This is a genomic window from uncultured Aliivibrio sp., assembly GCF_946479765.1.
Taxonomy (GTDB): Bacteria; Pseudomonadota; Gammaproteobacteria; order Enterobacterales; family Vibrionaceae; genus Aliivibrio.
Genome location: NZ_CAMLHO010000025.1, coordinates 20409 through 45817 on the forward strand (window position 1 = coordinate 20409; position 25409 = coordinate 45817).

Consider the following 25409-nt stretch of genomic DNA (forward strand, 5'->3'; position numbering starts at 1 on the left):
CAGTAGATGATGGCAATAATCAATGCAATACCAAATAGATTAATCATGCGATGCTCCTTGTGCTGATGGCTGAGTAGATTGTTGGGTATTTAATTGAGAGCTAGGCGTAAAAAGTCTTAATCGGTTGGCATTAGTTACAACGGTAATTGAAGACAGCGCCATTGCAGCTCCGGCAACGACTGGGCTTAATAACATCCCAGTTAACGGAAATAAAATACCGGCGGCAATAGGGATCCCTATCGTGTTATAAACAAAGGCACCAAATAGGTTTTGTTTCATATTTTTCATGGTGGCTCTAGAGAGTTCAATAGCACTTACCGCGGTTTGTAATGAGTGGTTCATCAGTGTGAGATGTGCACTTTCAATCGCAACATCACAGCCATTACCCATTGCAATTCCCACTTCTGCTTGTGCGAGGGCTGGAGCATCATTAATACCATCGCCAATCATCGCGACTTTGTGACCTTGTGATTGAAGATCTTTTATTGCTTGTGCTTTACCGTCAGGTAATACCCCTGAAATTACCTGATTGATACCTAACTGTTTAGCGACATGCTCAGCAGTTTCTTTGCGATCGCCTGTTAGCATAACGACATTAATGCCTAATTCAGAAAATTGCTTAACTGCGAGTGCTGAATCTGCACGAATGGCATCACTGACTTCAATGACTCCAATACACTGTTTATTTGTTGCAACAAACAGAGGCGTTGATGAAGGAGAAAGATCTACTTGAGGTGGGGTAATTTTATTTTGTGATAAGTAAGCCATGTTGCCGATAGAAACGGTATTAGTATCGACAGTTGCACAAGCGCCAAGCCCTAGCTGAGCGTTAAATTCGGTAGCAGTAACAAGAGCCCATGAGTGTTGGTTTAAATAAGCCATCACAGCTTGAGCCAATGGGTGCTCAGAATGACTTTCAACAGCAGCAGCCAAAGTGATCACCTGTTGTTCAGTGTAGTCATGAAAGATCGTGACCTTACTGACTGTCGGTTTACCTTCGGTTAGTGTTCCTGTTTTATCAAGTACAACCGTATCTATGGTGCTTGCGGTTTGAAGTACATCAGCATCTTTTATTAACGCTCCGAATTCTGCCGCTTTGCCAATTCCTACGGTAACGGACATTGGAGTAGCAAGACCGAGAGCGCAAGGGCACGCAATAATAAGCACAGTAGTGGCGACCACTAACATATAACTTGAGGTTGGCTCTGGACCGAAGTTGTACCAAATCAACGCGGATACAATGGCAATGATCATCACGCTAGGGACGAATACCGACGAAATTTGGTCAGCTAACTTCGCTAATTTTGGTTTGCTGCTTTGTGCATTACGAACCATTGAAATGATGCGTGCCAGCATGGTGTATTCACCAACGTTTGTTGCAATAAACGTAAAGCTGCCTTGTTGATTAATAGTCCCTGCATGAACAATGTCATCTTTGGATTTTAAACAAGGCAAAGGCTCACCAGTAAGCATTGCTTCATCTAGGTAACTCTCACCACTGATTAGGACGCCATCGACAGGAATTTTTTCTCCGGGTTTAATCTTGATAATCATATCTTGAAGTACTTGAGATACTGGCAACACAATCTCTTTCCCATCTTTAATTACGGTAGCGGTTTGTGGCTGAAGGTTTAATAGTTTTTCAATGGCACTAGAGGTTCGGTTACGTGCTTTGGTTTCAATCAGATTACCAAGTGTGATTAAACCTAAGATCATTGCTGTTGCTTCAAAGTAAACATGACGTGCTTGTTCGGGAAAAAATTCAGGTGAAATAACTAATGCCATGGAGTAAAGCCAAGCTGAACCCGTACCAAGAGCGACTAGCGTATCCATTGTCGCTCTATGATGGGTGAAAGATTTCCATGCATTAACAAAAAAATGTCTACCAGCAGTGAGTAACAAGCCCAAACAAATTAACCCAACGACACCCCACGCAAGTTGATCATTTATGGTGTTGATTTGCATGTTGCCACCAAATACTCCCCATAGCATTAATGGTGCCCCAATCGCTAATGAGATAATGGTATTTTTTTTATGTGCAGCGGTGGTTTTCAGGTATAGATCTTTTTGTCTTTCACGACGTTGTTCTTCATTTAGGCTAATTTCAGCGCCATAGCCGCCTTTTTCTATTGCTTGGATTACGTCAACTTCATTAATATCACCAATCACCAAGGCGGTACGTTCGGCTAGATTCACGCGAACAGATTGAACATTATGAATGTCTGAAATGATATTCTCAACAGAGGAAACGCAGCTGGCACAAGTCATTCCGGATAAAATTAGTTGAGTTGTTTTTTCTGTATTTGGTTCTCGTCTTTCCGGTTTGTTAGTGATGTGTTTATTATCTGATTCTTCTGATGATAATTTACCTTCAAGGATAAACGGAATGTCAGAGGCTTGAAAACCAATAGAGTTAATCAGCGATACCACACTTTCTGTTGAGTGTATGGTATTGAGACTAAGCTCTGTTGTTGAAATAGAAAGAATAGTGGAGTGAGATAAGGTTTCTAATGCCTCTGTGGTTTTTTTTACGCATTTACCGCAATTTAATCCTGACAGATAAAGTGTGATGACTTTTTCCTGACTCATAATAACCTCATTAACTATTCTTGATATTATTAAGTATAAACCTTACAGTAAATGGAAGGTCAAGCAGTTAAATGAGTAAATTAAAATGAATATCAGTGAAGTCGCTAATTTAACCGGATTAACAGCGAAGGCGATCCGCTTTTATGAGAGTAAAGGTGTGATCAGAGAAGCTAATCGAGGTGCTAATGGTTATCGTCAATATACCACCGCGCAAGTTGAAGAATTACAGCTGATCCGACGTTCAAGGTTAGTTGGATTTAGTCTAGAAGAGTGCCAAGAACTATTAAGTTTATCAAATAACCCAAATCGCCGTAGTGCGGATGTAAAAAAGAAAACGTTAGAGAAAGTTACTGAGATAGAAGCTAAGATCCAAGAATTAGAAGGAATGAAGCAAACATTACTAGAGCTAGCGAGTGCTTGCCCTGGGGATGAAAGTAATGACTGTCCTATTATTAAAGGGCTTACCTGTTGCCACGATAAAAAGTAGCAACAGGATTAATTCGTCAATCAGTAAAGTAGAGAATACAGTTGGCGACGGTATTTACCTGCAACTGGATTTCCTTGGCCAAGAGCTGAAAGAATATCCATCATTGTTTTCTTTACTTGCCCATCTTGAGCATTTAGATCTTTTAATAAAATGACTATCAAAATTTCTAACGCTTCTTCTTGGCGATTCACTTGGCTATATTGAATCGCAAGATCTAAAGCCAGTTCTGTGTTGCTTTGATCTGCATTATATTTATCTTCTAATGCTTGGATTTCTGGCGTATTTCCTGCTTGCTTATGCAGCTCTAATTTTGCAATTAACTCTTTGTATTTGCTGTCTTGATCTTGCATTAAAATCTCAGACAAAATGACGTCAGCCTGATCGTAGGCTTGAGTCTCAATATAACATTGAGCGATATGCAATTTAATTTGACCATTGCCACCAAAGTGATCAAGCAAAGCAAGAAGGGTAGGAAGTGCTGCTTGAAATTCCCCTTCTTCAACTAATTTAAAGGCTTGGCCTAATTGGAGCTCTTCTTGGCTCGGTAAATGCTTATTGAGCATTTCTTGAATCGCTTCGATAGTTTGAGGTCCGCCCATGCCATCAGCAGCTTGACCATTTTTAAATAAAGCAATCGTAGGTAAGGTTTGCACACCAAACTGTTGTGCTAGACCTTGTTGTTGTTCGCAGTTAAGCAATGCAAGAGTTACGGCATCACCATATTGTTGTGCCAACTGTTGTAGTGCAGGGATAACAGCAAGGCTTTCTTGACTGATTGGTGCCCAGAAGTGAATTAGTACTGGGGTTTGCATTGAGCTTTCGAGAATTTGTTGGAAGTTTTGTTCGTTTAGTTCAACGCTGTGTTCTGGCTGCATGGTCTTTTCCTAAAATCAGTATTGTTTCTAGATATATACAGTTATATGGGGTATTAGCTTGATTTTCAAGGCGCCAGATACGAAGAAAGCCACTATGCAGAACATAATGGCTTTTCTATCGCAAGCGAGTGTGATTGTTAGATCAGTATGAATACCGCAACCGCTACACTCACACAGATCCAGTTGATTTTACCTAGTGTCATATTCCCCCCGAAAAAACACCATCCACCGGATAGAAATGAATATACTTATTCTATATGACACTAATATTACATTATTGATCTTTTCTCATATTTATTAATTATTGCACAATGGCGACATCATAAAGTGAGGTTAATCACTCTTATTTAAGATCATATCAAGACACTTTGTTGGTAATAATCGTTTTAAGACAGCAAAAAGATGTGTGGGAAAAGTTACACGATATCGAGCTTTTGGTCTCGATGAATTAAGCGCATGCAATAGTGGTGGAATGATTGATTCAGAAGGTAAAACAAATGCACTGCCGGAGTGTTCTTTTTCAAGTCTTTGTTTCTGAATGAGGTATTTTTCTTTATGAGGGCTATTTTTAATATTTACCCATTTATTAAATGCTTTCAATGCATTAGATCTAAATTCAGTTTCTATTGGCCCAGGCTCGATTAAACTTATTTTGATATCAGTATCTGATAGCTCTAGACGTAAAGTATCAGTCCAACCTTCAATGGCAAACTTTGATGAATTATAAGCACCACGATATTTCATCGCGACAATACCTAAAACTGAGCTGTTTTGGATAATACGTCCATGGCCTTGTTTTCTCATTACAGGAAGGAGTTCTGTGACTAATTGGTGCCATCCAAAGAAATTTGACTCAAACTGCTCTTTTAATGCCTCCCTTGGTAGGTCTTCTAATGCACCAGCTTGACCATATGCTCCGTTATTGAACAATGCGTATAAATTCCCATCAGTTAGACGAATGACCTCCTTTACTGCATCGGTAATGCTTTGGGGATTACTATAATCTAAATACAAACAGGTTAAGCCTTCTTGTTGCAGACGTTCAATATCTTCTTTTTTCCGGCATGATGCGATAACTCGAAAGCCATGTTGCTGTAATTGGTGGGCAGCGGTATAACCGATGCCAGTAGAACAACCTGTAATAAATATTGAGCGCGTCATGAAACCATAATCCCTAATGAGTAATGTGATAAGCAGTATAATACCAGATTCAATTTATAGCTTATTACCTCTGTTGATCAAAAAAGGCCAGTAGCTGATGCTATTGGCCTTAGTAAAACCTATCAAATTATTATCTGAAACTAAGCCTGATAATAATTAAAGATAAATTACAGCGCTGCTTTTTTTGCTTCAGCAATCCAAGAATCAAATTGAGCTCGGTTTGCTTTTATCCAACCATTAACGTGTGATTCGATGTCAGCCGTGCTGTTCTTGCCTTTACTCATTATCATATTTTGAGCACTAACGTCATTAATATTCAGTTTGATGATTTCAAATAATTTAGCAGCGGCAGGGTTTTGTGCCGCAAACTCTTTATTAGCAATGATACGCATAGAGTTCATTTCAAAACCGTAGTTTTTACCATTAGACAAAGTAGTATCAACATCTTTACGATCCCCTGGTAGGGCAGAGAAAGGGACTTCTAGCCATACTACATCTCTATTAGGAACAAGAACGCCACTTACCCAATAAGGTGTCCAAGTATAATAGATAACAGGTTCACCATTTTTGTAGCGTGAAATGGTATCAGCAATGATCGCGGCGTAGTTACCTTGGTTGTGCGTGACGGTGTCTTCAAGTTGATAAGCACCAATTTGGTGTTCGATTACCATTTCGCAACCCCATCCAGGGTTACAGCCGGTAAGATCTGCTTTACCATCACCATTTGCATCAAATAATTTTGCAATTTTTGGATCTTTTAATTGACCAATATTAGTGATGCCGTATTTTTCAGCCGTTTTTTTATCAATCAAGTAACCTTGCGCTGCACCACTAACATATTGACCTTGGCGGTAAAATTTATCATCGCCACCAGACATTTTGTATTTGTCAGCATGAAGAGGGAACCAACCTACCGCAAGAAAAGTCGCATCGCCTTTTGCGATTGATGTATAAGCAACGTTGTAATCAACTTCTTTTGTTGGTTGAACATCGTAGCCTAGCTCTTCAAGTGCTCGGTTAACAATAGACGTTTGGAATGTCTCTTCAGCAACGGTTGATTGAAGGGCTTGAACTGTAACCCCTTCGCCAGGAAGTTTTTCAGCCCAAACGTTCGTTGATAAAGCCAAAGTGGAAACGATACTTACCGTTAGTGCTTTCTTCCATGAATTAATCATTATTATTTCTCCTTAAGTTTTAATTATGTTTTTAGTTCTTTTTTCTGAGCAAACATATTTAGTAGGATGGACACGGGTCCCATGTTGTACCAACGTAATTTAGTGTTACCTGCGTTTACACCTAATACTTGGGTGATTCGGTCGAGTAAAATAGCAAGAATAACAATGCCTAAACCACCGACAGCCGCAAGTCCCATGTCTAAACGACCTATTCCTCGTAATACCATTTGCCCTAGGCCGCCAACGGCAATCATTGACGCGATAACCACCATTGATAGCGATAGCATCAGGGTTTGGTTAACACCTGCCATAATGGTTGGCAGTGCAAGTGGAAGTTGAATTCGATACAGCATCTGTTTTTTATTAGCACCAAACGCGTGACCAGCTTCGATTAACTCTTCTGGTACTTGTTGAATACCAAGAATGGTTAAGCGGACAACAGGAGGCAGTGCAAAGATAATGGTTACAACAACGCCTGGAACATTACCAATACCAAATAACATAACGATTGGAACTAGGTAAACAAAGGCGGGTGTGGTTTGCATCGCATCGAGTATTGGGCGAATAAACTTCGCTGCCGTTTTACTTCTTGCTAGCCAAATTCCCATCGGCAGACCGATAAGCAAACAGAAAAAGACAGACGTCATCACTAGTGAAAGTGTTGTCATTGCCTCAGACCAAGCACCGATAAGACCGATGACAAGCAATGAAACTGCTGTTGAGATCCCCAGTTTAAGGTTCGAGAATTGCCACGCTAATAAAAATAGAATAATGAGCATAAACGGGGCAGGCGTTGAGACTAATGCAGTTTCAAAAGAGCTTAAGATAAAGTCAATTGGAACTCGAACCGCTTGAAATAAGGGGCGTCCATGCTCAACTAACCAGTTTAAGCCTGATTCGACCCAAACATCAACAGGAAGTACGGCTTCTTCAAATGGATTCAATGGGTCAAATGCTGTGACTTCAACGGCCTCACTGTTTAACCAATCTGCTGATGCTGATGTGTCGCTAGCTTGACCCCAAGGATCAGCACTTGGAGCTGTTGTAGTTTGTGACCATGGGTCATTGTTTGTTTGATTTGTTGACATCGCTCTACCCCTTATCTAACGTCTGAAGTAGTCGTGATTTCGTCACAACACCAAAGTAATTACCATTTTCATCAACAACAGGCACTGAGTAAGGAACGTTAGCGACTAAACCTAAAATATCGTTGATAGCTTGGTTTGGTTTCAGCGTTAGTCCATCAGGGAGTTGCGCGCTAATAAGTGAATTATTATCGTTGTGGGCTTCACGAAGAGAGTCAACAGAAACAATGCCAGAATAGAGGCTGCTTTTATCTACTACGATGCCATATTCTCTGTCGTTATCCATCAAGTATTGAAGGGCTGAAGCGGGGCCGTCGTGTTCTGATTTTTTAAACATTGCAGCAGGTTTTTTGCGAGCAATGTCTTTTGCCGTTAAAACATTAGCGACATTAACGCCACGGAAAAAGGCTTCTACATAATCATTGGCAGGGTTATTGAGGATATCGTCAGGTGTCCCAACTTGAACCACTTCACCATTTTGCATGATGGCAATTCGGTCACCAATACGCATTGCTTCATCTAAATCGTGAGAGATAAAGACAATAGTACGTTTATCATCATTCTGTAGACGAATGAGTTCATCTTGCATTTCTGTTCTGATCAGAGGATCAAGAGCGGAAAATGCTTCGTCCATTAAGAGAATGTCTGGGTCACAAGCCAATGCTCGTGCTAAACCCACACGCTGCTTCATACCACCAGATAATTCATCAGGATAAGATTCAGCATAAACATCAAGTCCAACTCTTTCTAATGCACTTAATGCACATTGTTTACGTTTTTCAACGTCAACGCCAGCTAGCTCTAAACCAAAGGCTGCGTTTTCAATGACGGTCATGTGTGGCATGAGTGCGAAGTTTTGGAAAACCATTGAAATGTTATTGCGACGAACTTGACGAAGTTCTTCTTCAGAGATATGTGCAATGTCTTTGCCTTTCAGAAAAACACTGCCTTCGGTTGGCTCGATAAGTCGATTTAGAAGGCGAACTAGAGTGGATTTCCCTGAACCAGATAAACCCATGATTACGAAAATTTCACCTTCTTGAATACTGAGTGATACGTTATTAACACCAATGGTTAACCCTGTTTTTTCAAATATGTCATCTTTATTTACGCCTTCATTAATCATTGAAAATGCGCGGTCAGTGTCCTCTCCAAACACTTTGTATAGTCCCTTAACTTCCAGTATGGGATTCATTTTTTAAGTCCTTTGATTGAAAAAATCATTAGTACTATAATTAAATTATAAATATCAATCAAGAGTCATCGCTTGGTAAATAAGCGATCACACGTATTACTTGACGATATTTGTTATAAATTCAATAAAAATAAACCCTGCTACCTACTTGTTATTTAGGGGTATTTTTTTATATTGTTGGTTTTGTGTTATCTTCAAAAGATAATAAAAGAAATAATATGAAGTTGTATGATTTAACTAAGCTTAGGCAATCCACCTAATTGATTTGAGCTCAAATCATTTAAGGTGGTGGGGGTATGTTTGAATTGTTGAGTATATAAAATGATAAGTAAACTCAAATTTTGATACGTTGAGCTTACTTATTTAAGGGTGTGTTGGCTCAATTAAGTAATTGTTTAAGTGCAGATTCAATACGTGAGTAACGGAACTTAAAATCTTCATGCACTAAGCGTTTTGGGCGGACTCTTTGGCTATCAGTAAGTAGCACTGAAGCTTCACCTAATATACCTTTGATGATGATTTGGGGAGTAAATAAAAAGTGAGGTCGTTTTAGTGTTTTTGCTAAGGTCTGGCTAAATGTTGTATTTGTTACTGGGTGAGGAGCGGTTAGATTATAAATACCACAACTTTTTTCTTGTTCTATTAAATGCAAGATGGCGAGAACCATGTCATCAATATGTATCCATGACATGTATTGCTTACCGTTACCTATAGGGCCTCCGAGACCGCATTGATAAGGCAATAGCATTTTTTTAAGAGCACCTCCCAAGGGGGATAGAACGACACCTGTACGCAAAATACAAACACGAGTGTGCTCGCATTGTGCTTGTAGGGCTTTATTCTCCCATTGTTGACAGACTTGGTGTGCAAAATCAGACGATAAAATTTGCGTTGTTTCATCTATATCTTGGTTTCCATTATCACCGTAATAGCCAATGGCGGATCCAGAAATAAAACAACGTGGTGGATTGGTTGATTTCAGGCAGAGTTGAGCTAGGGTATCGGTAAGAGCACATCGACTATCGGTAATGATTTTCTTTTGTTTTCTAGTCCATTTTTTTTCAGCAATAGGTTCTCCCGCGAGATTTATGACGACATCAATATCGTTAAAATCCTGAAAATAACCAAGATCGGAAATAAAATCAGCGTGAGGTAAAGCAAGATGACTTAGTGCCGATTCTGCTTTTTTTGTGTCACGGGTTAAAAGTACTAAATTGTGACCTTTTAGATGGTCTAATAACTGCTTTCCGATTAACCCAGTACTGCCTGTAATAAGTATTTTCATCTCGTCTCCTGCAAGATATTCCTAATATCTGATGACCTAAGTATAAATTGAGTTCACTGATTGGCAACTTTCATGCTGTTTTCCTTTATAATTCATGTTTGAAATACCTTTTTAAATTTAAGGACTCTTTGTGAAATTATTTTTTGCCTCAGATCTGCATGGTTCTTTTCCTGCAACTCAACGTGTTATTGATACGTTTTTAGCCTCTAAAGCGGATCACTTAATTCTGCTTGGTGACTTAATTAACTTTGGTCCGAGAAATCCAATACCTGAAGGGCATAATCCTCTTGCGGTTGCTGAGTTACTAAATCAGTACGCAGAGTCTATCATCGCAGTAAGAGGGAATTGTGACAGTGAAGTGGATCAAATGCTGCTGTCTTTTCCGATCATGTCAGATTACAACATCGTATTATTGCCAACGGGGGAAAAAATATTTTTAACTCATGGGCATATTTACAATGCAGATAAGCGTCCGCTACTGAAAAAAGGCGATATTATCGCACATGGGCACACTCATATTACGGTAGCGGAATGGCAAGGAGAGCAGATTATTTTTAACCCGGGTTCAACGACCTTCCCACGTAACGAAGGCGGAAAGCCAAGCTACGGCTTACTGGATGGGACTAACCTGTCAGTTCTTGATTTTGATGGAAATATTTTGAATTATATCGAGTTGTAATAATACTAAGCTAAATTTGCATTGGATTTTTCTTACTTAAATGTAGATCAGATATAAAAGATCCGAGAAGATAATCGTCTCGGATCTTTTATATTAAGCTCTGTGTAGTGAACTTAATGAGAAAATAAAATCCCTGAGCCATAGTTTAAACTGGTCAGTAATAATGTTTTATCATTAATCACATCAACACGTTTGCTTTGTTGATCATCCATTCTAAAGACGCGCATGATTAATTTTTTCTGCGCTCCAGTGAATTCTTTATTATCACTTGATGTAACATCTTTAAATTCGATTGGGTCAATAAGAAGATAATCACCACTATATTCCCAGTTACCGGTTTCCATTACATTAATTGTTAATGGATGTTGACCATTATCTAAAACACTATAAATGGTCAATGTTGACGACTTAGAGTACGTTTTATTAGGTAAGTAAACTACATTTGATTTTATGTCAGCTCGCTTTAACGGTCCCATATCGTCATAATCAACGTTGCTGTCGATACGAACGGTACTCATGCTTTGCCATTCTTTAGATGTGAGTAGTTGCTCAACTTTACTGTCACTTTTCCAATAAAACCAGCCACTGCCTATTATTGAAATGAGAAGAAGAGTAATTGGAAAAAAACGTTTCACTAGAGGTAATTGTTCGTCGTTTAGCCACATACTTTATCTACCTCTTTTTGATTTATTAGCAAACGAACGCTAATGCTTTGATCACTGTGTTCTTCATTATGAATATAATTCAATGTAATTTGATTCGGTTGCCCACTGGTAGCAATTACTTCCATTGGTTTTAGTGAGTCAGTATGATTTGAATTATATAAAATAGTGCATTGTTTAATCAATGGTTGCCATTTGTCTATATTTGGATGGTTCACCGGAACGAAAATCGGGGTGTTGTCATAGTTCGCCACTTCAATGAAAGCATCTGATTTTGGCGTATGGTTAACATAAGCAATAATGGGCAAAATAAAAGCAACAATCAAAATGATCGTTCCAAGCAAAGAAAGATGAGCTTGAGGGATCTTTTCTTTTGTTGCATTTGCCGTGGCTGTGTTTTTTACTGAGGTTCCATTTACAGACGTATTGGTTGATGTTTCCGGAGTAGACTCTTGATGCTCAAATAAATGGGTACTAGTATCAATTGAATCTTCAATATTAGTATCAACTTCAGGTGAGGTATTTTCATCTACTTGAGTGTCCGCAGTTGAAATAAACTGATAACCACGTTTAGGCACTGTTTTCACATAAACAGGTAATTTAGTTGGGTCTTGTAGCATTTTTCGTAACGTCGAAATAGCTTGTGTTAAACTAGAATCATCGACTTCAAATCCTTGTTCTCGCCATACATATTCATGTAATTCATGACGACTAACAACCTTTCCCGGCTCTTGAATAAGTAGGCTTAAAACACGGCTTTCATTGCCACCTAAACGAATAATTTCATCATCATTTAATGTATCGATGAGGCTATTGTCGTTTGGATCGAATAGAAACCGGTTGCCAATAATAATTTTGTTATTTTCTATATTCATTGGTTGTTAACTCAGTAATGGTGATTCTTATTTATGATATCCAAGTATCATTTTTAGAATGTCTATTTTATGTCAAAACTTATCATTACGCATTTTATAGTATAAAAAAAGCAAAAAAACAGTGTTTTTTACATTGCTTTACCTTGAATTGTTATTTTAAGACCTCATTTTAATTAATAAGTTAATTATATTACCTAATTCGGAGTTTATAGATGAACGAACAAACGATTAATAATAAAGAAACACGTGGCTTCCAATCAGAAGTGAAGCAACTACTTCATCTAATGATCCACTCTTTATACTCAAATAAAGAGATATTTTTACGTGAATTAATATCAAATGCTTCAGATGCATCAGATAAACTACGCTTCAAAGCACTATCAAATGGTGACTTGTATGAAGGTAATGCAGATCTTGGTGTAAAATTGTCTTTTAACGTAGCAGCAAATACATTAACCATTTCTGATAATGGTATTGGTATGAGCCGTGAAGATGTTATTGAACATCTAGGTACGATTGCAAAATCGGGTACGGCTGATTTCTTCTCAAAACTATCAGATGACCAAAGTAAAGACTCGCAACTTATTGGTCAATTTGGTGTTGGTTTTTATTCTGCATTCATCGTGGCTGATGCCGTAACGGTTCGTACTCGTGAAGCGGGTACAGCAAAAGACCAAGCGGTTCAATGGCACTCTGAAGGTGAGGGTGACTACACGATTGAAGACATTACTAAAGAAACTCGTGGTACAGATATCATTCTTCATATGCGTGAAGAAGGTAAAGAGTTCTTAAGTGAATGGCGTCTAAAAGAAGTTATTGGTAAATACTCTGATCATATCGGTATTCCTGTTTCTCTTTGGAGTGTAGAAAAAGACGAAGAAGGAAAAGATAAAGAAGGGAAGTGGGAGCAAATCAATAAAGCTCAAGCGCTTTGGACTCGTAGCAAATCAGAAATTGAAGATGCCGAGTACCAAGAGTTCTATAAGCACGTATCACATGACTTTGCTGACCCTCTAACCTGGAGCCACAATAAAGTAGAAGGTAAAAACGATTATACAAGTCTACTTTACATTCCAGCGAAAGCCCCATTTGATATGATGAATCGTGATCATAAAAGTGGCTTAAAACTGTATGTTCAACGTGTATTCATTATGGATGATGCTGAGCAGTTTATGCCAAGCTACCTACGTTTTGTTAAGGGTTTGATTGATTCTAATGATTTACCATTAAACGTATCTCGTGAAATTCTTCAAGATAATAAAGTCACTCAATCATTACGTGGCGCATGTACAAAACGTGTATTAAGTATGCTTGAGAAGACCGCTAAAAAAGACAATGATAAGTACTTATCTTTCTGGAAAGAGTTTGGTCAAGTTCTAAAAGAAGGCATGGCTGAAGATTTTGCAAATAAAGATAAAATTGCGAATTTATTACGCTTTGCTTCAACAGACAAAGACAGTTCAGAGCAAGCAATGGCTTTAGCTGGTTATGTTGAGCGCATGAAAGAAGATCAAGATAAGATTTTCTACTTAACATCAGACAGTTACGCTGCTGCAAAAAATAGCCCACACTTAGAGCAATTCAAGGCGAAAGGCATTGAAGTGGTACTGATGTATGATCGCATTGATGAGTGGATGATGAGCTACTTAATGGAATTTGATGGTAAGCAATTCCAATCAATCACAAAAGCGGGCTTAGATTTAAGTAAGTTTGAAGATGATGCAGAAAAAGAGAAACAAAAAGAAACAGCAGAAGAGTTTAAATCGGTTGTTGAACGCACGAAAGCCTACTTAGGTGATCGTGTTAAAGAGGTTCGTACTACCTTTAAATTAGCGACAACACCAGCGGTTGTAGTGACTGATGATTTTGAAATGGGTACGCAAATGGCGAAACTTTTAGAAGCTGCTGGTCAACCTGCTCCTGAAGTGAAGTACATTTTTGAAATTAACCCTGAGCATGCCTTAATTAAACAAATGGCAGATGAAGCGGATGAAGAAGCATTTGGTCGTTGGGTTGAAATGCTGCTTGGTCAAGCAATGTTAGCAGAACGTGGCTCTTTAGATGATCCATCACAATTCTTAAGTGCGATGAATCAATTATTATCAAAGTAATTGAGAAATAGAAGTAAGTTATAAAGTAAATGAGATCTTAGATGGCGAGAGCCCACTAAGGTCTCATTGTTTTTTTATGCTTAAAATACACACAATATAAGCGTGAGTTTTTGCTTTTTGAATCTCAAACTTGCTAGCTTTCACCGTTACGTGTATCTTTCACGACTTATTTTTAGAAATAAAACTTATACCTAAGTTTATAAGTAGCCATTAGATCTACTTGTAAGGTTTGGTATAAATTCCAAGATTATTTTTTAAGGGGAAAACAATGCGTATCATCCTTTTAGGTGCACCCGGTGCGGGTAAAGGTACTCAAGCTCAGTTCATCATGGATAAATATGGTATTCCACAAATATCTACAGGTGACATGCTACGTGCAGCTATTAAAGCAGGCACTGAAATGGGCAAACAAGCTAAATCTGTAATCGATGCAGGTCAACTTGTATCTGATGAGATCATTCTTGGTCTTGTTAAAGAGCGTATTGCTCAAGAAGATTGCGCTAAAGGTTTCCTACTAGATGGCTTCCCACGCACAATTCCTCAAGCTGATGGCCTAAAAGAGAACGGTGTATCAATCGATTACGTTCTTGAGTTTGATGTTGCTGATGAAGTAATCGTTGAGCGTATGTCTGGTCGTCGTGCACACCTTCCTTCAGGTCGTACATACCACGTTACATTCAACCCTTCTAAAGTTGAAGGCCAAGATGATGTAACTGGTGAGCCTCTTGTTATTCGTGAAGATGATAAGCCTGAGACAGTTCTTGCTCGTTTAGGTGTTTACCATGAGCAAACGGCACCACTTATCGCTTATTACACAAAAGAAGCGGAAGCTGGTAAAACAGAATACCTTAAATTTGATGGCACTAAATTAGTTGCTGAAGTTAGCGCAGAGATCGAAAAAGCACTTTCGTAATCTTACTTAACGAACAATTTATTGTTATATTGAAGGCGGCCTTATTGGTCGCCTTTTTTTATAGAAAATAATGGATGATAACTGTGAATAATAAGAAAACTGGAGTGCTATTAGTTAATCTTGGTACGCCGACAGCGCCAACTACATCAGCGGTTAAAGCTTTCTTGTCTGAGTTTTTGCATGATAAACGTGTAGTAGATATGAATCGTTTTCTTTGGTGTCCATTACTTCACGGTGTGATCCTTCCTATACGAGCGCCTAAAGTGGCTAAGTTATATCAAAGCGTCTGGATGGATGATGGTTCTCCTTTAATGGTCTATTCACAACGACAAGTGAAAGCCTTGCAAGAACGTCTTTCGATGCCGGTTGCATTGGGCATGACTTATGGTCAACCGACGATCAAATCAGGAATTGAACTACTAGAAGAGCAAGGATGCGAAGAGATCGTAATTTTACCCTTGTATCCCCAGTATTCTCGAACGACAACAGCTGCTGTTTTTGACCAAATTGCCAAGCAATATAAAACCACCCCCGTGTTACCAAATTTTTCATTGGTACATAATTATCATGATCATCCTCTTTATATCAAAGCACTTGCTGAGTCGATTCGTCTTTCATGGGATAAGAATGGGAAAGGGGACTATGTTTTATGTTCGTATCATGGGATCCCACAGCGTTTTGTTGATAAGGGGGATATCTACGCACAGCATTGTGAGCGAACAACAGAATTGCTCGCTCAAGAGTTGGAATTAATGCCTGAACAAATAGGTATGAGCTATCAGTCTCGCTTTGGACGAGAGGCGTGGCTACAGCCTTATACGTCTGAAACATTAAAAGAATTGACCCCAAAAGGGATCCAGTCGTTAGATATTATTAGTCCGGCATTTTCTTCAGATTGCTTAGAAACGTTAGAAGAGCTATCAGAAGAATGCAAAGAAATATTTATGGAAGCAGGTGGTCAAAAATACACCTTTATTCCATGCTTAAATGATGATGCATTACACATCGAAATGATGGCTAATATTGTGAGCCAAAGGATTTCACGTTAATTAAACGTATTTTTTAGAAAAAAAATATTTATTAGGGTTGAAAAGTCCTACTCATTGCCCAATTTCCTATTAAAGATTATCTACGTGCGTAGTGATCCTCGACATAGATAGGTCAGGTCGCTACAATATCGCGTCTTATTTTGCCACTTGGCTAAATGTCGTATTTTGTTCAATGAAATACGCGGTCTGCTTATGTTCTTTAAAATAAGTAGATAAAAGAAGATACCCAATTTGGTATCACGAATCATAGGGGTTACGGTTTCTATTCTATTAGGCCTGTAACACAAGGATGCGACACGTTTTTTTGTCGCAAACTCAGAGAACCTGAGTCGATTTTGAGGTTTATATAAACATGCAAGTTACTGTTGAAAATAAAGAAGGCCTAGAGCGCGTTCTAACTATTACTGTTCCAGCTGCAAACATTGAAGATGCTGTAAACGCAGAACTTCGTAACATCGCTAAAAATCGTCGCTTCGATGGCTTCCGTAAAGGTAAAGTGCCAATGAAGATGGTTGCTAAAATGTATGGCAGCGCAGTTCGTCACGACAAAATGGGTGAAGTTATGCACCGTCACTTCATTGAAGCGATCGTTAAAAACAAAATCAACCCAGCTGGCACACCAACATTTGCACCAGTAGAATTTGCTGAAGGCCAAGATTTAGTATTTACTGCAACATTTGAAATTTACCCAGAAGTAACACTTCAAGGTCTAGATAAAGTTGTTGTTGAAAAACCACAAGTTGAAGTTAAAGACGAAGACGTAGCAGAAATGCTAGAAACGTTACGTAAGCAACAGTCTACTTGGGCTGATGCTGACGTTGCTGCTGAAGATGGCACTCGCGCTACAATCAACTTTGTTGGTTCTATCGATGGTGAGCTATTTGAAGGCGGAAAAGCAGATAACTTCCCTCTAGAAATTGGCCAAGGTCGTATGATCCCTGGTTTTGAAGATGGAATTAAAGGTAAGAAAGCGGGTGATGAATTAACTATCGATGTTAACTTCCCAGAAGATTACCACGCTGAAAACCTAAAAGGTAAAGCGGCACAGTTCGCTATTACAGTAGTTAAAGTTGAAGCTCGTGAACTTCCAGAAATGAACGATGAGTTCGTAACTAAGTTCGGCGCTGAAGGCGGTGTTGAAGGTCTTAAAGCTGAAGTTCGTAAGAACATGGAGCGTGAATTAGCTCAAGCGGTTAAAAATAAGATCAAAGAACAAGCAATTAACGGTTTAGTTGAGCAAAACAACATTGATGTTCCTTCTGCTCTTATCGATCAAGAAGTTGAAGTTCTACGTCAACAAGCTGTTCAACGTTTTGGCGGCAACGCTGATACTGCTCCTGAGCTTCCACGTGAATTGTTCGAAGAACAAGCTAAACGTCGCGTAGTTGTTGGTCTTCTTCTTGGTGAAGTAATCAAGACTGAAGAACTAAAAGCTGACGATGAGAAAGTAAAAGCACTTATCAACGAAATGGCTTCTGCTTACGAAGATCCAACTGAAGTTGTTGCTTACTACGAAGGTAATGAGCAAATGATGAACAACATGCGTAATGTTGCTCTAGAAGAACAAGCAGTTGAAGCTATCCTTGCTAAAGCACAAGTTTCTGAAAAAGCAGTAGGCTTTAACGAACTAATGAATCAACAACCTGCTTAATTTCTAATTTAATTAAGTAGTTAGTTGACTTAGTTTCACAAGATCTGCTAATAATGGTCCGAATGAAGCGTCATTCGGACCATTTATTTTATAAGGGATACGGTTATGAGCTATCAAGAAAACAATGCAATGCCTTCTATTATGGATGCACTTGTTCCTATGGTTGTTGAACAAACTTCACGTGGTGAGCGTTCGTATGATATTTATTCCCGTCTGTTAAAAGAGCGCGTTATCTTTTTAACAGGTCAAGTTGAAGATCACATGGCCAACTTAGTTGTGGCACAGTTGCTTTTCCTTGAGTCTGAAAATCCAGATAAGGATATCTTCTTATACATTAACTCTCCAGGTGGTTCTGTTACTGCAGGTATGTCTATCTATGACACAATGCAGTTCATCAAACCAAATGTGAGCACAGTATGTATGGGCCAAGCATGCTCAATGGGTGCCTTCCTACTTGCTGGTGGCGCACCAGGTAAACGTTATGTATTACCTAACTCTCGTGTGATGATCCATCAACCACTTGGCGGTTTCCAAGGTCAAGCATCAGATATTCAAATTCATGCTCAAGAAATCTTAACGATTAAGAAGAAATTGAATACGCTACTTGCTGAACATACAGGTCAGCCTTTAGAAGTGATCGAAAAAGATACCGATCGTGATAATTTCATGGCAGCAGATGATGCAGTGAAATACGGTCTTGTAGATGCTGTATTAAATAAGCGTGACTAATTAATAAAAAAGCAGTAACGTTTACAGCAAAGAAGGTAAGTTAGTATAAACTTACACATAAAGGCAACGTTTAAGAGGTTAGCAAATGACAGACAAGCGTAAAGACGAAAATAGTGGAAAGTTACTATATTGCTCTTTTTGCGGAAAAAGCCAGCATGAAGTTCGTAAACTAATTGCAGGTCCTTCTGTTTATGTTTGTGATGAGTGCGTTGATTTATGTAACGACATTATTCGCGAAGAGCTAAAAGATAATACTCTGTCTCCAAAAGAGAGTAGTGAAGCATTACCAACACCGAAAAATATTCGTGGCCATTTAGATGACTACGTTATTGGTCAAGATCATGCGAAAAAAGTATTAGCGGTAGCGGTATACAACCACTACAAGCGTTTACGTAATGGCGATACTACAAAAGATGGCGTTGAATTAGGTAAAAGTAATATTTTACTTATCGGTCCAACAGGTAGTGGTAAAACATTACTTGCTGAAACGCTAGCTCGTTTCTTGGATGTTCCGTTTACTATGGCGGATGCAACCACACTAACAGAAGCAGGCTATGTAGGTGAAGATGTAGAAAACATCATTCAAAAGCTGCTACAGAAATGCGATTACGATCCAGCGAAAGCGGAACGTGGCATTGTATATATCGATGAAATTGACAAGATTTCTCGTAAGTCTGAAAACCCATCGATCACACGTGATGTGTCAGGTGAGGGTGTTCAGCAAGCACTATTGAAATTGATTGAAGGTACAATTGCATCAGTACCGCCTCAAGGTGGTCGTAAGCACCCGCAACAAGAGTTCTTACAAGTAGATACTTCTAAGATCTTATTTATCTGTGGTGGTGCGTTTGCAGGTTTAGATAAAGTAATCGAACAACGCGTTTCAACTGGAACTGGTATTGGCTTTGCTGCTGATGTTCGTTCTAAAGATGATAAAGCAACGGTCGGTGATTTATTGAAGCAAATTGAACCGGAAGATTTAGTTAAGTTTGGTTTAATCCCTGAGTTTATTGGTCGTTTACCAGTAACAACCACATTAACTGAATTAGACGAAGAAGCGTTGATTCAAATTCTAAGTAAACCTAAGAATGCATTAACTAAGCAATATGCTGCGTTATTTGATTTAGAAGGCGCTGAGTTAGAATTCCGTGAAGATGCGTTGAGAGCGATTGCGAAAAAAGCGATGAACCGTAAAACGGGTGCTCGTGGTCTTCGTTCAATTTTAGAAGCGATATTATTAGATACTATGTATGAACTACCATCGAAAGAAGGTGTTTCTAAAGTAGTTATCGACGAGTCTGTAATTAACGGTGAGTCAGAACCACTGTTAATGTTTGAAAATACAGAAACGAAAGCAATATCAGCAGAATAGTCGATATAAGCTAATACACAGTACAAAAAGGAGGCATTGGCCTCCTTTTTTATTTTTAATTGAAAATAATGTTGAATCTTAGCTACTTGCCCCCATATTATTTCTATAGATACTGACGGAAAGAGAGAAGAATATGAACCTGGAGCGTTCCGATCGCATTGAGATACCAGTTCTACCATTACGTGATGTAGTGGTGTATCCGCATATGGTAATTCCACTGTTTGTGGGCCGTGAAAAATCTATTCGTTGCTTAGAGGCTGCGATGGAGCAAAATAAACAAGTCCTACTTGTGGCACAAAAAGAAGCTGTAAAAGAAGAGCCAGAATTAGATGACTTACACAGCGTTGGTACAATCGCGACAATTTTACAATTATTAAAGTTGCCTGACGGTACAGTTAAAGTATTAGTTGAAGGTCAGCAGCGTGCAAAAATTCATCAGTTCTTAGAGGCTGATTTCTTCATCGCAGACGCTGAATTTTTATTGACACCGATTATTGATGATGCTGAACAAGAAGTGATTATGCGCTCTGCAATTAATCAATTCGAAGGCTTCATTAAACTAAATAAAAAAATCCCACCAGAAGTGCTAACGTCACTTAATGGAATTGAAGACGCTGCGCGTCTTGCGGACACCATTGCTGCTCATATGCCGCTTAAATTGGTTGATAAGCAAGAAGTGTTAGAGTTAACAGATGTGATTGCTCGTTTAGAATTTTTAATGGGTATGATGGAGTCGGAAATCGATTTATTGCAAATCGAAAAACGTATCCGTGGTCGCGTTAAAAAACAAATGGAAAAAAGTCAGCGTGAATACTATTTGAATGAGCAAATGAAAGCCATTCAAAAAGAGCTGGGTGATCTAGATGATGTTCCTGATGAATTTGAAGCACTGCAAAAGAAAATTTCAGATGCAAAAATGCCTCAAGAAGTGCAACAAAAAGCAGAACAAGAGCTTCAAAAATTAAAAATGATGTCTCCAATGTCTGCTGAAGCAACCGTGGTTCGTAGCTATATTGATTGCTTGGTTGGTGTTCCTTGGTTTAAACGCTCTAAAGTAAAAAAAGACTTAGCCAAAGCAGAAGAGATCTTAAATTCTGATCATTATGGTCTAGAGCGTGTTAAAGAACGCATTCTTGAGTATTTAGCGGTGCAAAGTCGAGTGACTAAACTTAAAGGTCCAATCCTTTGTTTAGTTGGTCCTCCTGGTGTTGGTAAAACATCATTAGGGCAATCTATTGCGAAAGCAACAGGTCGTAAATATACTCGTATGGCGTTAGGTGGTGTACGTGATGAAGCTGAAATTCGTGGTCATCGACGTACGTATATTGGTTCTCTTCCGGGTAAATTAATCCAAAAACTGTCAAAAGTTGAAGTGAAAAACCCACTTTTTCTACTGGATGAGATCGATAAAATGTCTTCTGATATGCGTGGCGATCCTGCTTCTGCACTTCTTGAGGTATTAGATCCAGAGCAAAACAATAAATTTAGTGACCATTACCTAGAGGTTGATTATGACCTTTCTGATGTAATGTTTGTAGCAACGTCTAACTCAATGAATATTCCTGGTCCACTGCTAGACCGTATGGAAGTTATTCGTCTATCTGGTTACACAGAAGATGAGAAGTTAAATATTGCTAAAAATCACTTATTGGACAAACAGATTAAGCGTAATGGTTTAAAAAACAGTGAGATTGAAATTGCTGATTCTGCCATTATTGGCATTATCCGTTATTACACACGTGAAGCCGGTGTTCGTAGTTTAGAGCGTGAAATCTCGAAACTTTGTCGCAAAGCGGTAAAACAGATCTTATTGGATAAAACCATTAAGAAAGTGACCATTAACCAAGAAAACTTAAAAGATTTCTTGGGGGTACAACGTTGTGATTATGGTAAAGCGGACGATGAAGATCGTGTTGGTCAAGTAGTTGGTTTAGCATGGACTGAAGTTGGCGGTGATTTGCTGACGATTGAAGCAGAATCAATGATTGGTAAAGGTAAATTGGCTTACACCGGCTCACTTGGTGATGTCATGAAAGAGTCGATTCAAGCTGCTATGACGGTGGTTCGTACTCGTGCTGAAAAATTAGGTATTAATCCTGATTTTTATGAGAAGCGTGATATTCATGTTCACGTTCCTGAAGGCGCAACACCAAAAGATGGCCCAAGTGCGGGTATCGGCATGTGTACTGCACTAGTGTCAAGCTTGACTGGTAACCCAGTGCGTTCTGATGTCGCCATGACGGGTGAAATAACACTACGTGGGGAAGTGCTTCCAATCGGTGGTTTAAAAGAGAAATTGCTTGCCGCTCACCGTGGTGGAATTAAAACGGTCATCATTCCTAAGGATAATGAACGTGATTTAGAAGAGATCCCAGCAAATGTGATTGCCGATCTTTCTGTTCATCCAGTTAAATGGATTGATGAAGTATTAACCTTAGCGCTTAAAAATGATCCTCAAGGCTTTAGCTTTGAAGCATCTAAATAGTGATGTGTAGCAAAAAACGTTGATATAACAGGGCTGGCAAGTCGAAATGACTTGTCAGTTTATATTGATATCGCTAAGTTAAGCCTTAATTGTGTGATGATAACTTCACTCATCAAATATTAAAATATGGACTCGTTCATTAATCATAGAATGAATAATTTAAAGGGGAATACCGTGAATAAATCTCAATTAGTTGACCAAATTTCTGAGAATGCAGATATCTCAAAAGCAGCAGCTGGCCGCGCTTTAGATGCATTAGTTGAAACAGTAACAGAGACGCTAAAAAGTGGCGATCAAGTAACACTTGTTGGTTTTGGTTCGTTTATCGTTCGCGAACGTGCTGCTCGTACTGGTCGTAATCCTAAAACTGGTGAGGCAATCGAGATTTCAGCGGCAAAAGTACCGGCGTTTAAAGCGGGTAAAGCATTAAAAGATGCGTGTAATTAATCGAAAAAAAGATAAAACTCTACACAAGCCAAGTTAAGGCTAGTAAACTAGAGTGATTGATCGTAGGCGCATCCGATGATGCGCTTTTTTATTGTTAAATTTTTCTTTGTTGAACTATTTTTAATTTTCACTATCAATAGAAATTAACGTTTTCTTAGGGATTTTATCCCAATTCAGTGATTAGGAGCTAAAACATATTATGATGGATCGAATTCGCGAAGGTTCAACAGGCCTCGTAGTTAAGATCATTCTCGGTCTAATTATTTTCTCATTTGTATTTGCAGGTGTAGGTAGTTATTTAGTCGGTGGAAGTCAACCTCTAGCAGCAAAAGTTGGTGAGCGAGAAATTACGCGAAATGACTTTGAACAGGTTTACCAGAATGAACGTAATCGTATGCAATCACAGTTGGGTGAATATTTCTCAACATTGCTTGGTGATCCTGCTTATGTTGAGCAATTCCGTAAATCAGTACTAGACCGTATGGTTAATGATGCATTACTGGATAATCAAGCTCAAGATTTAGGTTTACGTGTAAGTGACGAGCAAATTCGTCAAGCTATTATTTCGATGCCTCAATTTCAAAAAGATGGCAAATTTGATGAAGAGATCTTTAATATTTCTCTGCGTCGTGCAGGATTTAGTTCTGAGAGTTTTGCTGAGTATTTACGTCAAGATTTAGTTCGAAACCAACTTGTTCTAGCTCTTGAGTCGACAGAGTTTACGTTATCAAATGAAGTTGAAGCGCAAAATGCGTTAGAAACACAACAACGTGAAATCCGTACGATCACACTTAACACTGCTGATTTTGCTAATCAGGCAGAAATATCAGAAGGCGAAATTACAGAATATTACAATGCGAATAAACAGCAATTTATTCGTCCTGAGCAAGTTAAAGTTGCTTACATTGAATTGTCTGGAGATTCACTTAAATCACAAGCTCCAATTACAGAGCAAGAAGTGACAGAATATTACCAAGCAAATAAAGATAAGTATTCAACACAAGAGAAACGAGAAGTTAGTCATATCCTTATCAAAGGTGATGAAGCTGACGCGCAAGCTGTTTTGGCTCGTTTAGATGCAGGTGAAGATTTTTCTACTGTAGCAAAAGAAGATTCGCAAGATATTCCAACAGCAAAAGAAGGTGGTTCTTTGGGTTGGATTGAACGTGGTGTTATTGACCCAGAGTTTGAAGACGCTACTTTCCAATTGGTTAATGTAGGCGATCATTCAGGTTTAGTTAAATCTGCATTTGGTTACCATATTATTCAACTTGATGGTGTAGAAGCGCCAACAACAAAACCTCTTGCAGAAGTTAGTGTAGAAATAAAAGCGTTTCTTGTCGATGAGCATGCTGCGGATGCTTTTTACAGCTTACAAACAGAGTTAGCAGAGAAAGCATTTGAATCACCTGATTCATTAGATGATGCTGCAGAAACTGTTAATGAAAAAATAATCACTTCTGATTTCTTCTCTCAAGTTGATGCTCCAACAGCGCTTTCTAGTTCAGCTGTGTTACAAGCAATTTATAGCTCTGAAGTAAAAGAAGATGGTTTGAATTCAGATGTTATTGAAATTGCACCAGAGCATATTGTTGTGGTTCGTGTTGAAGATGTTCGTGAAGAAATGGTATTACCTCTAGAAGACGTTAAATCAGCAGTGATTGCTCGTTTATCTCAATCAAAAGGTGAGCAAAAATCACTTGAACTGGCTCAAGGCGTAATTGGTGCTCTTGATAAAGGGGATATGAACTATTTATCTGAGAATGCATTAAGCTTTACTGAAGCTAAAATGATTACTCGTGCAGATGAGTTAGCGAATGACATTTATCGCTTACAGAAACCAGAGCAAGGTCAATCAACATACGCTCAAGTAATAGACCGTCAAGGTAACCATGTGATTGTGGCTCTTGATGGTGTGTTGGAGCTAAATAATGATGCAATGATTGAGCAAGTAGCAACTCGTTTGCTAAGAACTCAAACTCAACAAGACTTAACTGCAACATTAGATACGCTAAAAGCGAACGCTGATATTAGTTATCCATTATTAGATCAGTAATCAATTTATTTGTAATTGATAAATAAGACAGACGGGCGCCTAATTGGCGCCCGTCGTGTTTTTAGAATAAGAAAAAAGGTATCAATAGGATTTCTTATTCAGTTTATTTATCCTTTTTTTGATGACAGATTAAAATTTTATTTTAGAAGTATCTGACATCATTATTTAACGGTATAAATAAACAAGGAATAGTAATGAAGCACATAACCAGTTTAATTAGCTCTGTCGTTTTAGCTATTATGTTATTTTCGAGCAATATGGCTCTTGCTAAAGAAGAAAGTGCAAATAAGCACGAAGGTATAGAGGTTGTCGTTAATATTAATGAGGCAGGAGCTGAGGAGCTTAAAACCTTACTTGTGGGTATTGGTGAGTCAAAAGCAAGAGCGATTGTTGAATACCGAAAAGTAAATGGGCGTTTTTCAGCAGTCGATGAGCTATCTAATGTAAAAGGAATTGGCGATAAGTTAGTGGAAAAGAATCGCAGTAGGATGACATTATAAACTCAGTACACAAGATATAAAAAGGCTG

At 38.6% G+C, this 25409-nt stretch carries 21 protein-coding genes; 12 read left to right on the top strand and 9 right to left on the bottom strand.

Annotated elements, in window-relative coordinates:
• Window positions 1-39 precede the first annotated feature (39 nt).
• Window positions 40-2589, bottom strand: coding sequence for a copper-translocating P-type ATPase (locus Q1K78_RS10840; protein ID WP_300178139.1), 2550 nt, complete (start codon window positions 2587-2589; stop codon window positions 40-42).
• Between the two features lie 85 nt (window positions 2590-2674).
• On the opposite strand from Q1K78_RS10840, the gene cueR reads away from it, so the two are divergent.
• Window positions 2675-3076 (top strand): Cu(I)-responsive transcriptional regulator, encoded by a 402-nt coding sequence (gene cueR / locus Q1K78_RS10845; RefSeq protein ID WP_300178142.1) that lies wholly within the window; start codon window positions 2675-2677, stop codon window positions 3074-3076.
• A gap of 20 nt (window positions 3077-3096) precedes the next feature.
• Here the strand turns inward: cueR and Q1K78_RS10850 are convergent, their stop codons facing one another.
• The 6 genes from Q1K78_RS10850 to Q1K78_RS10875 all read right to left on the bottom strand — a co-directional run bounded on the left by Q1K78_RS10850 (window position 3097) and on the right by Q1K78_RS10875 (window position 9852).
• A complete protein-coding gene (locus tag Q1K78_RS10850; protein WP_300178145.1) occupies window positions 3097-3951 on the bottom strand; it encodes a co-chaperone YbbN in 855 nt (284 codons plus the stop codon).
• A gap of 333 nt (window positions 3952-4284) precedes the next feature.
• Window positions 4285-5112, bottom strand: a complete 828-nt coding sequence (locus Q1K78_RS10855) for an SDR family oxidoreductase (protein WP_300178148.1) — start codon at window positions 5110-5112, stop codon at window positions 4285-4287.
• A gap of 167 nt (window positions 5113-5279) precedes the next feature.
• Window positions 5280-6287 (bottom strand): glycine betaine/L-proline ABC transporter substrate-binding protein ProX, encoded by a 1008-nt coding sequence (gene proX, locus Q1K78_RS10860; protein WP_300178151.1) that lies wholly within the window; start codon window positions 6285-6287, stop codon window positions 5280-5282.
• A 23-nt stretch (window positions 6288-6310) separates the two neighbouring features.
• Window positions 6311-7375 (bottom strand): glycine betaine/L-proline ABC transporter permease ProW, encoded by a 1065-nt coding sequence (gene proW / locus Q1K78_RS10865; protein ID WP_300178154.1) that lies wholly within the window; start codon window positions 7373-7375, stop codon window positions 6311-6313.
• Between the two features lie 4 nt (window positions 7376-7379).
• A complete protein-coding gene (gene proV, locus Q1K78_RS10870; protein ID WP_300178157.1) occupies window positions 7380-8567 on the bottom strand; it encodes a glycine betaine/L-proline ABC transporter ATP-binding protein ProV in 1188 nt (395 codons plus the stop codon).
• A 379-nt stretch (window positions 8568-8946) separates the two neighbouring features.
• Window positions 8947-9852, bottom strand: coding sequence for a TIGR01777 family oxidoreductase (locus tag Q1K78_RS10875; RefSeq protein ID WP_300178160.1), 906 nt, complete (start codon window positions 9850-9852; stop codon window positions 8947-8949).
• Window positions 9853-9982: 130 nt separating this feature from the next.
• Between Q1K78_RS10875 and yfcE the strand changes: the two genes are divergently transcribed.
• Window positions 9983-10531: a phosphodiesterase gene (yfcE, locus tag Q1K78_RS10880; protein WP_300178163.1), complete on the top strand. Its 549-nt coding sequence runs from the start codon at window positions 9983-9985 to the stop codon at window positions 10529-10531.
• Window positions 10532-10644: 113 nt separating this feature from the next.
• Here the strand turns inward: yfcE and Q1K78_RS10885 are convergent, their stop codons facing one another.
• Entirely contained in the window at window positions 10645-11196 is a 552-nt protein-coding gene (locus Q1K78_RS10885; protein WP_300178165.1) for a regulatory protein ToxS, read from the bottom strand.
• Complete coding sequence (locus Q1K78_RS10890; protein ID WP_300178167.1) at window positions 11187-12068, bottom strand: transcriptional regulator; 882 nt, start codon at window positions 12066-12068, stop codon at window positions 11187-11189. The genes Q1K78_RS10885 and Q1K78_RS10890 overlap by 10 nt, the downstream gene beginning before the upstream one ends.
• A gap of 212 nt (window positions 12069-12280) precedes the next feature.
• On the opposite strand from Q1K78_RS10890, the gene htpG reads away from it, so the two are divergent.
• From htpG to Q1K78_RS10940, 10 genes are all read left to right on the top strand, one after another.
• Window positions 12281-14179 carry a molecular chaperone HtpG gene (htpG, locus tag Q1K78_RS10895; RefSeq protein WP_300178170.1) on the top strand — a complete coding sequence of 633 codons (1899 nt, stop codon included), beginning with the start codon at window positions 12281-12283 and terminating at the stop codon, window positions 14177-14179.
• 268 nt (window positions 14180-14447) lie between these two features.
• Complete coding sequence (gene adk, locus Q1K78_RS10900; protein WP_300178173.1) at window positions 14448-15092, top strand: adenylate kinase; 645 nt, start codon at window positions 14448-14450, stop codon at window positions 15090-15092.
• 83 nt (window positions 15093-15175) lie between these two features.
• Window positions 15176-16141 (top strand): ferrochelatase, encoded by a 966-nt coding sequence (gene hemH / locus Q1K78_RS10905; RefSeq protein WP_300178176.1) that lies wholly within the window; start codon window positions 15176-15178, stop codon window positions 16139-16141.
• Between the two features lie 352 nt (window positions 16142-16493).
• Window positions 16494-17792, top strand: a complete 1299-nt coding sequence (tig, locus tag Q1K78_RS10910) for a trigger factor (protein ID WP_300178178.1) — start codon at window positions 16494-16496, stop codon at window positions 17790-17792.
• Between the two features lie 105 nt (window positions 17793-17897).
• Entirely contained in the window at window positions 17898-18521 is a 624-nt protein-coding gene (clpP, locus tag Q1K78_RS10915) for an ATP-dependent Clp endopeptidase proteolytic subunit ClpP (RefSeq protein ID WP_012549607.1), read from the top strand.
• Between the two features lie 85 nt (window positions 18522-18606).
• Window positions 18607-19893, top strand: coding sequence for an ATP-dependent protease ATP-binding subunit ClpX (gene clpX / locus Q1K78_RS10920; protein WP_300178187.1), 1287 nt, complete (start codon window positions 18607-18609; stop codon window positions 19891-19893).
• Window positions 19894-20026: 133 nt separating this feature from the next.
• A complete protein-coding gene (gene lon, locus Q1K78_RS10925; RefSeq protein WP_300178190.1) occupies window positions 20027-22378 on the top strand; it encodes an endopeptidase La in 2352 nt (783 codons plus the stop codon).
• Between the two features lie 174 nt (window positions 22379-22552).
• The gene (locus Q1K78_RS10930) at window positions 22553-22825 is read left to right on the top strand and encodes an HU family DNA-binding protein (protein WP_300178193.1); all 273 of its coding nucleotides are present in this window, start codon (window positions 22553-22555) and stop codon (window positions 22823-22825) included.
• Window positions 22826-23024: 199 nt separating this feature from the next.
• On the top strand, window positions 23025-24881 hold the full coding sequence (ppiD, locus tag Q1K78_RS10935) for a peptidylprolyl isomerase (RefSeq protein WP_300178197.1): 1857 nt from the start codon (window positions 23025-23027) through the stop codon (window positions 24879-24881).
• Window positions 24882-25075: 194 nt separating this feature from the next.
• Window positions 25076-25381 carry a helix-hairpin-helix domain-containing protein gene (locus Q1K78_RS10940; RefSeq protein WP_300178200.1) on the top strand — a complete coding sequence of 102 codons (306 nt, stop codon included), beginning with the start codon at window positions 25076-25078 and terminating at the stop codon, window positions 25379-25381.
• Window positions 25382-25409 lie beyond the last annotated feature (28 nt).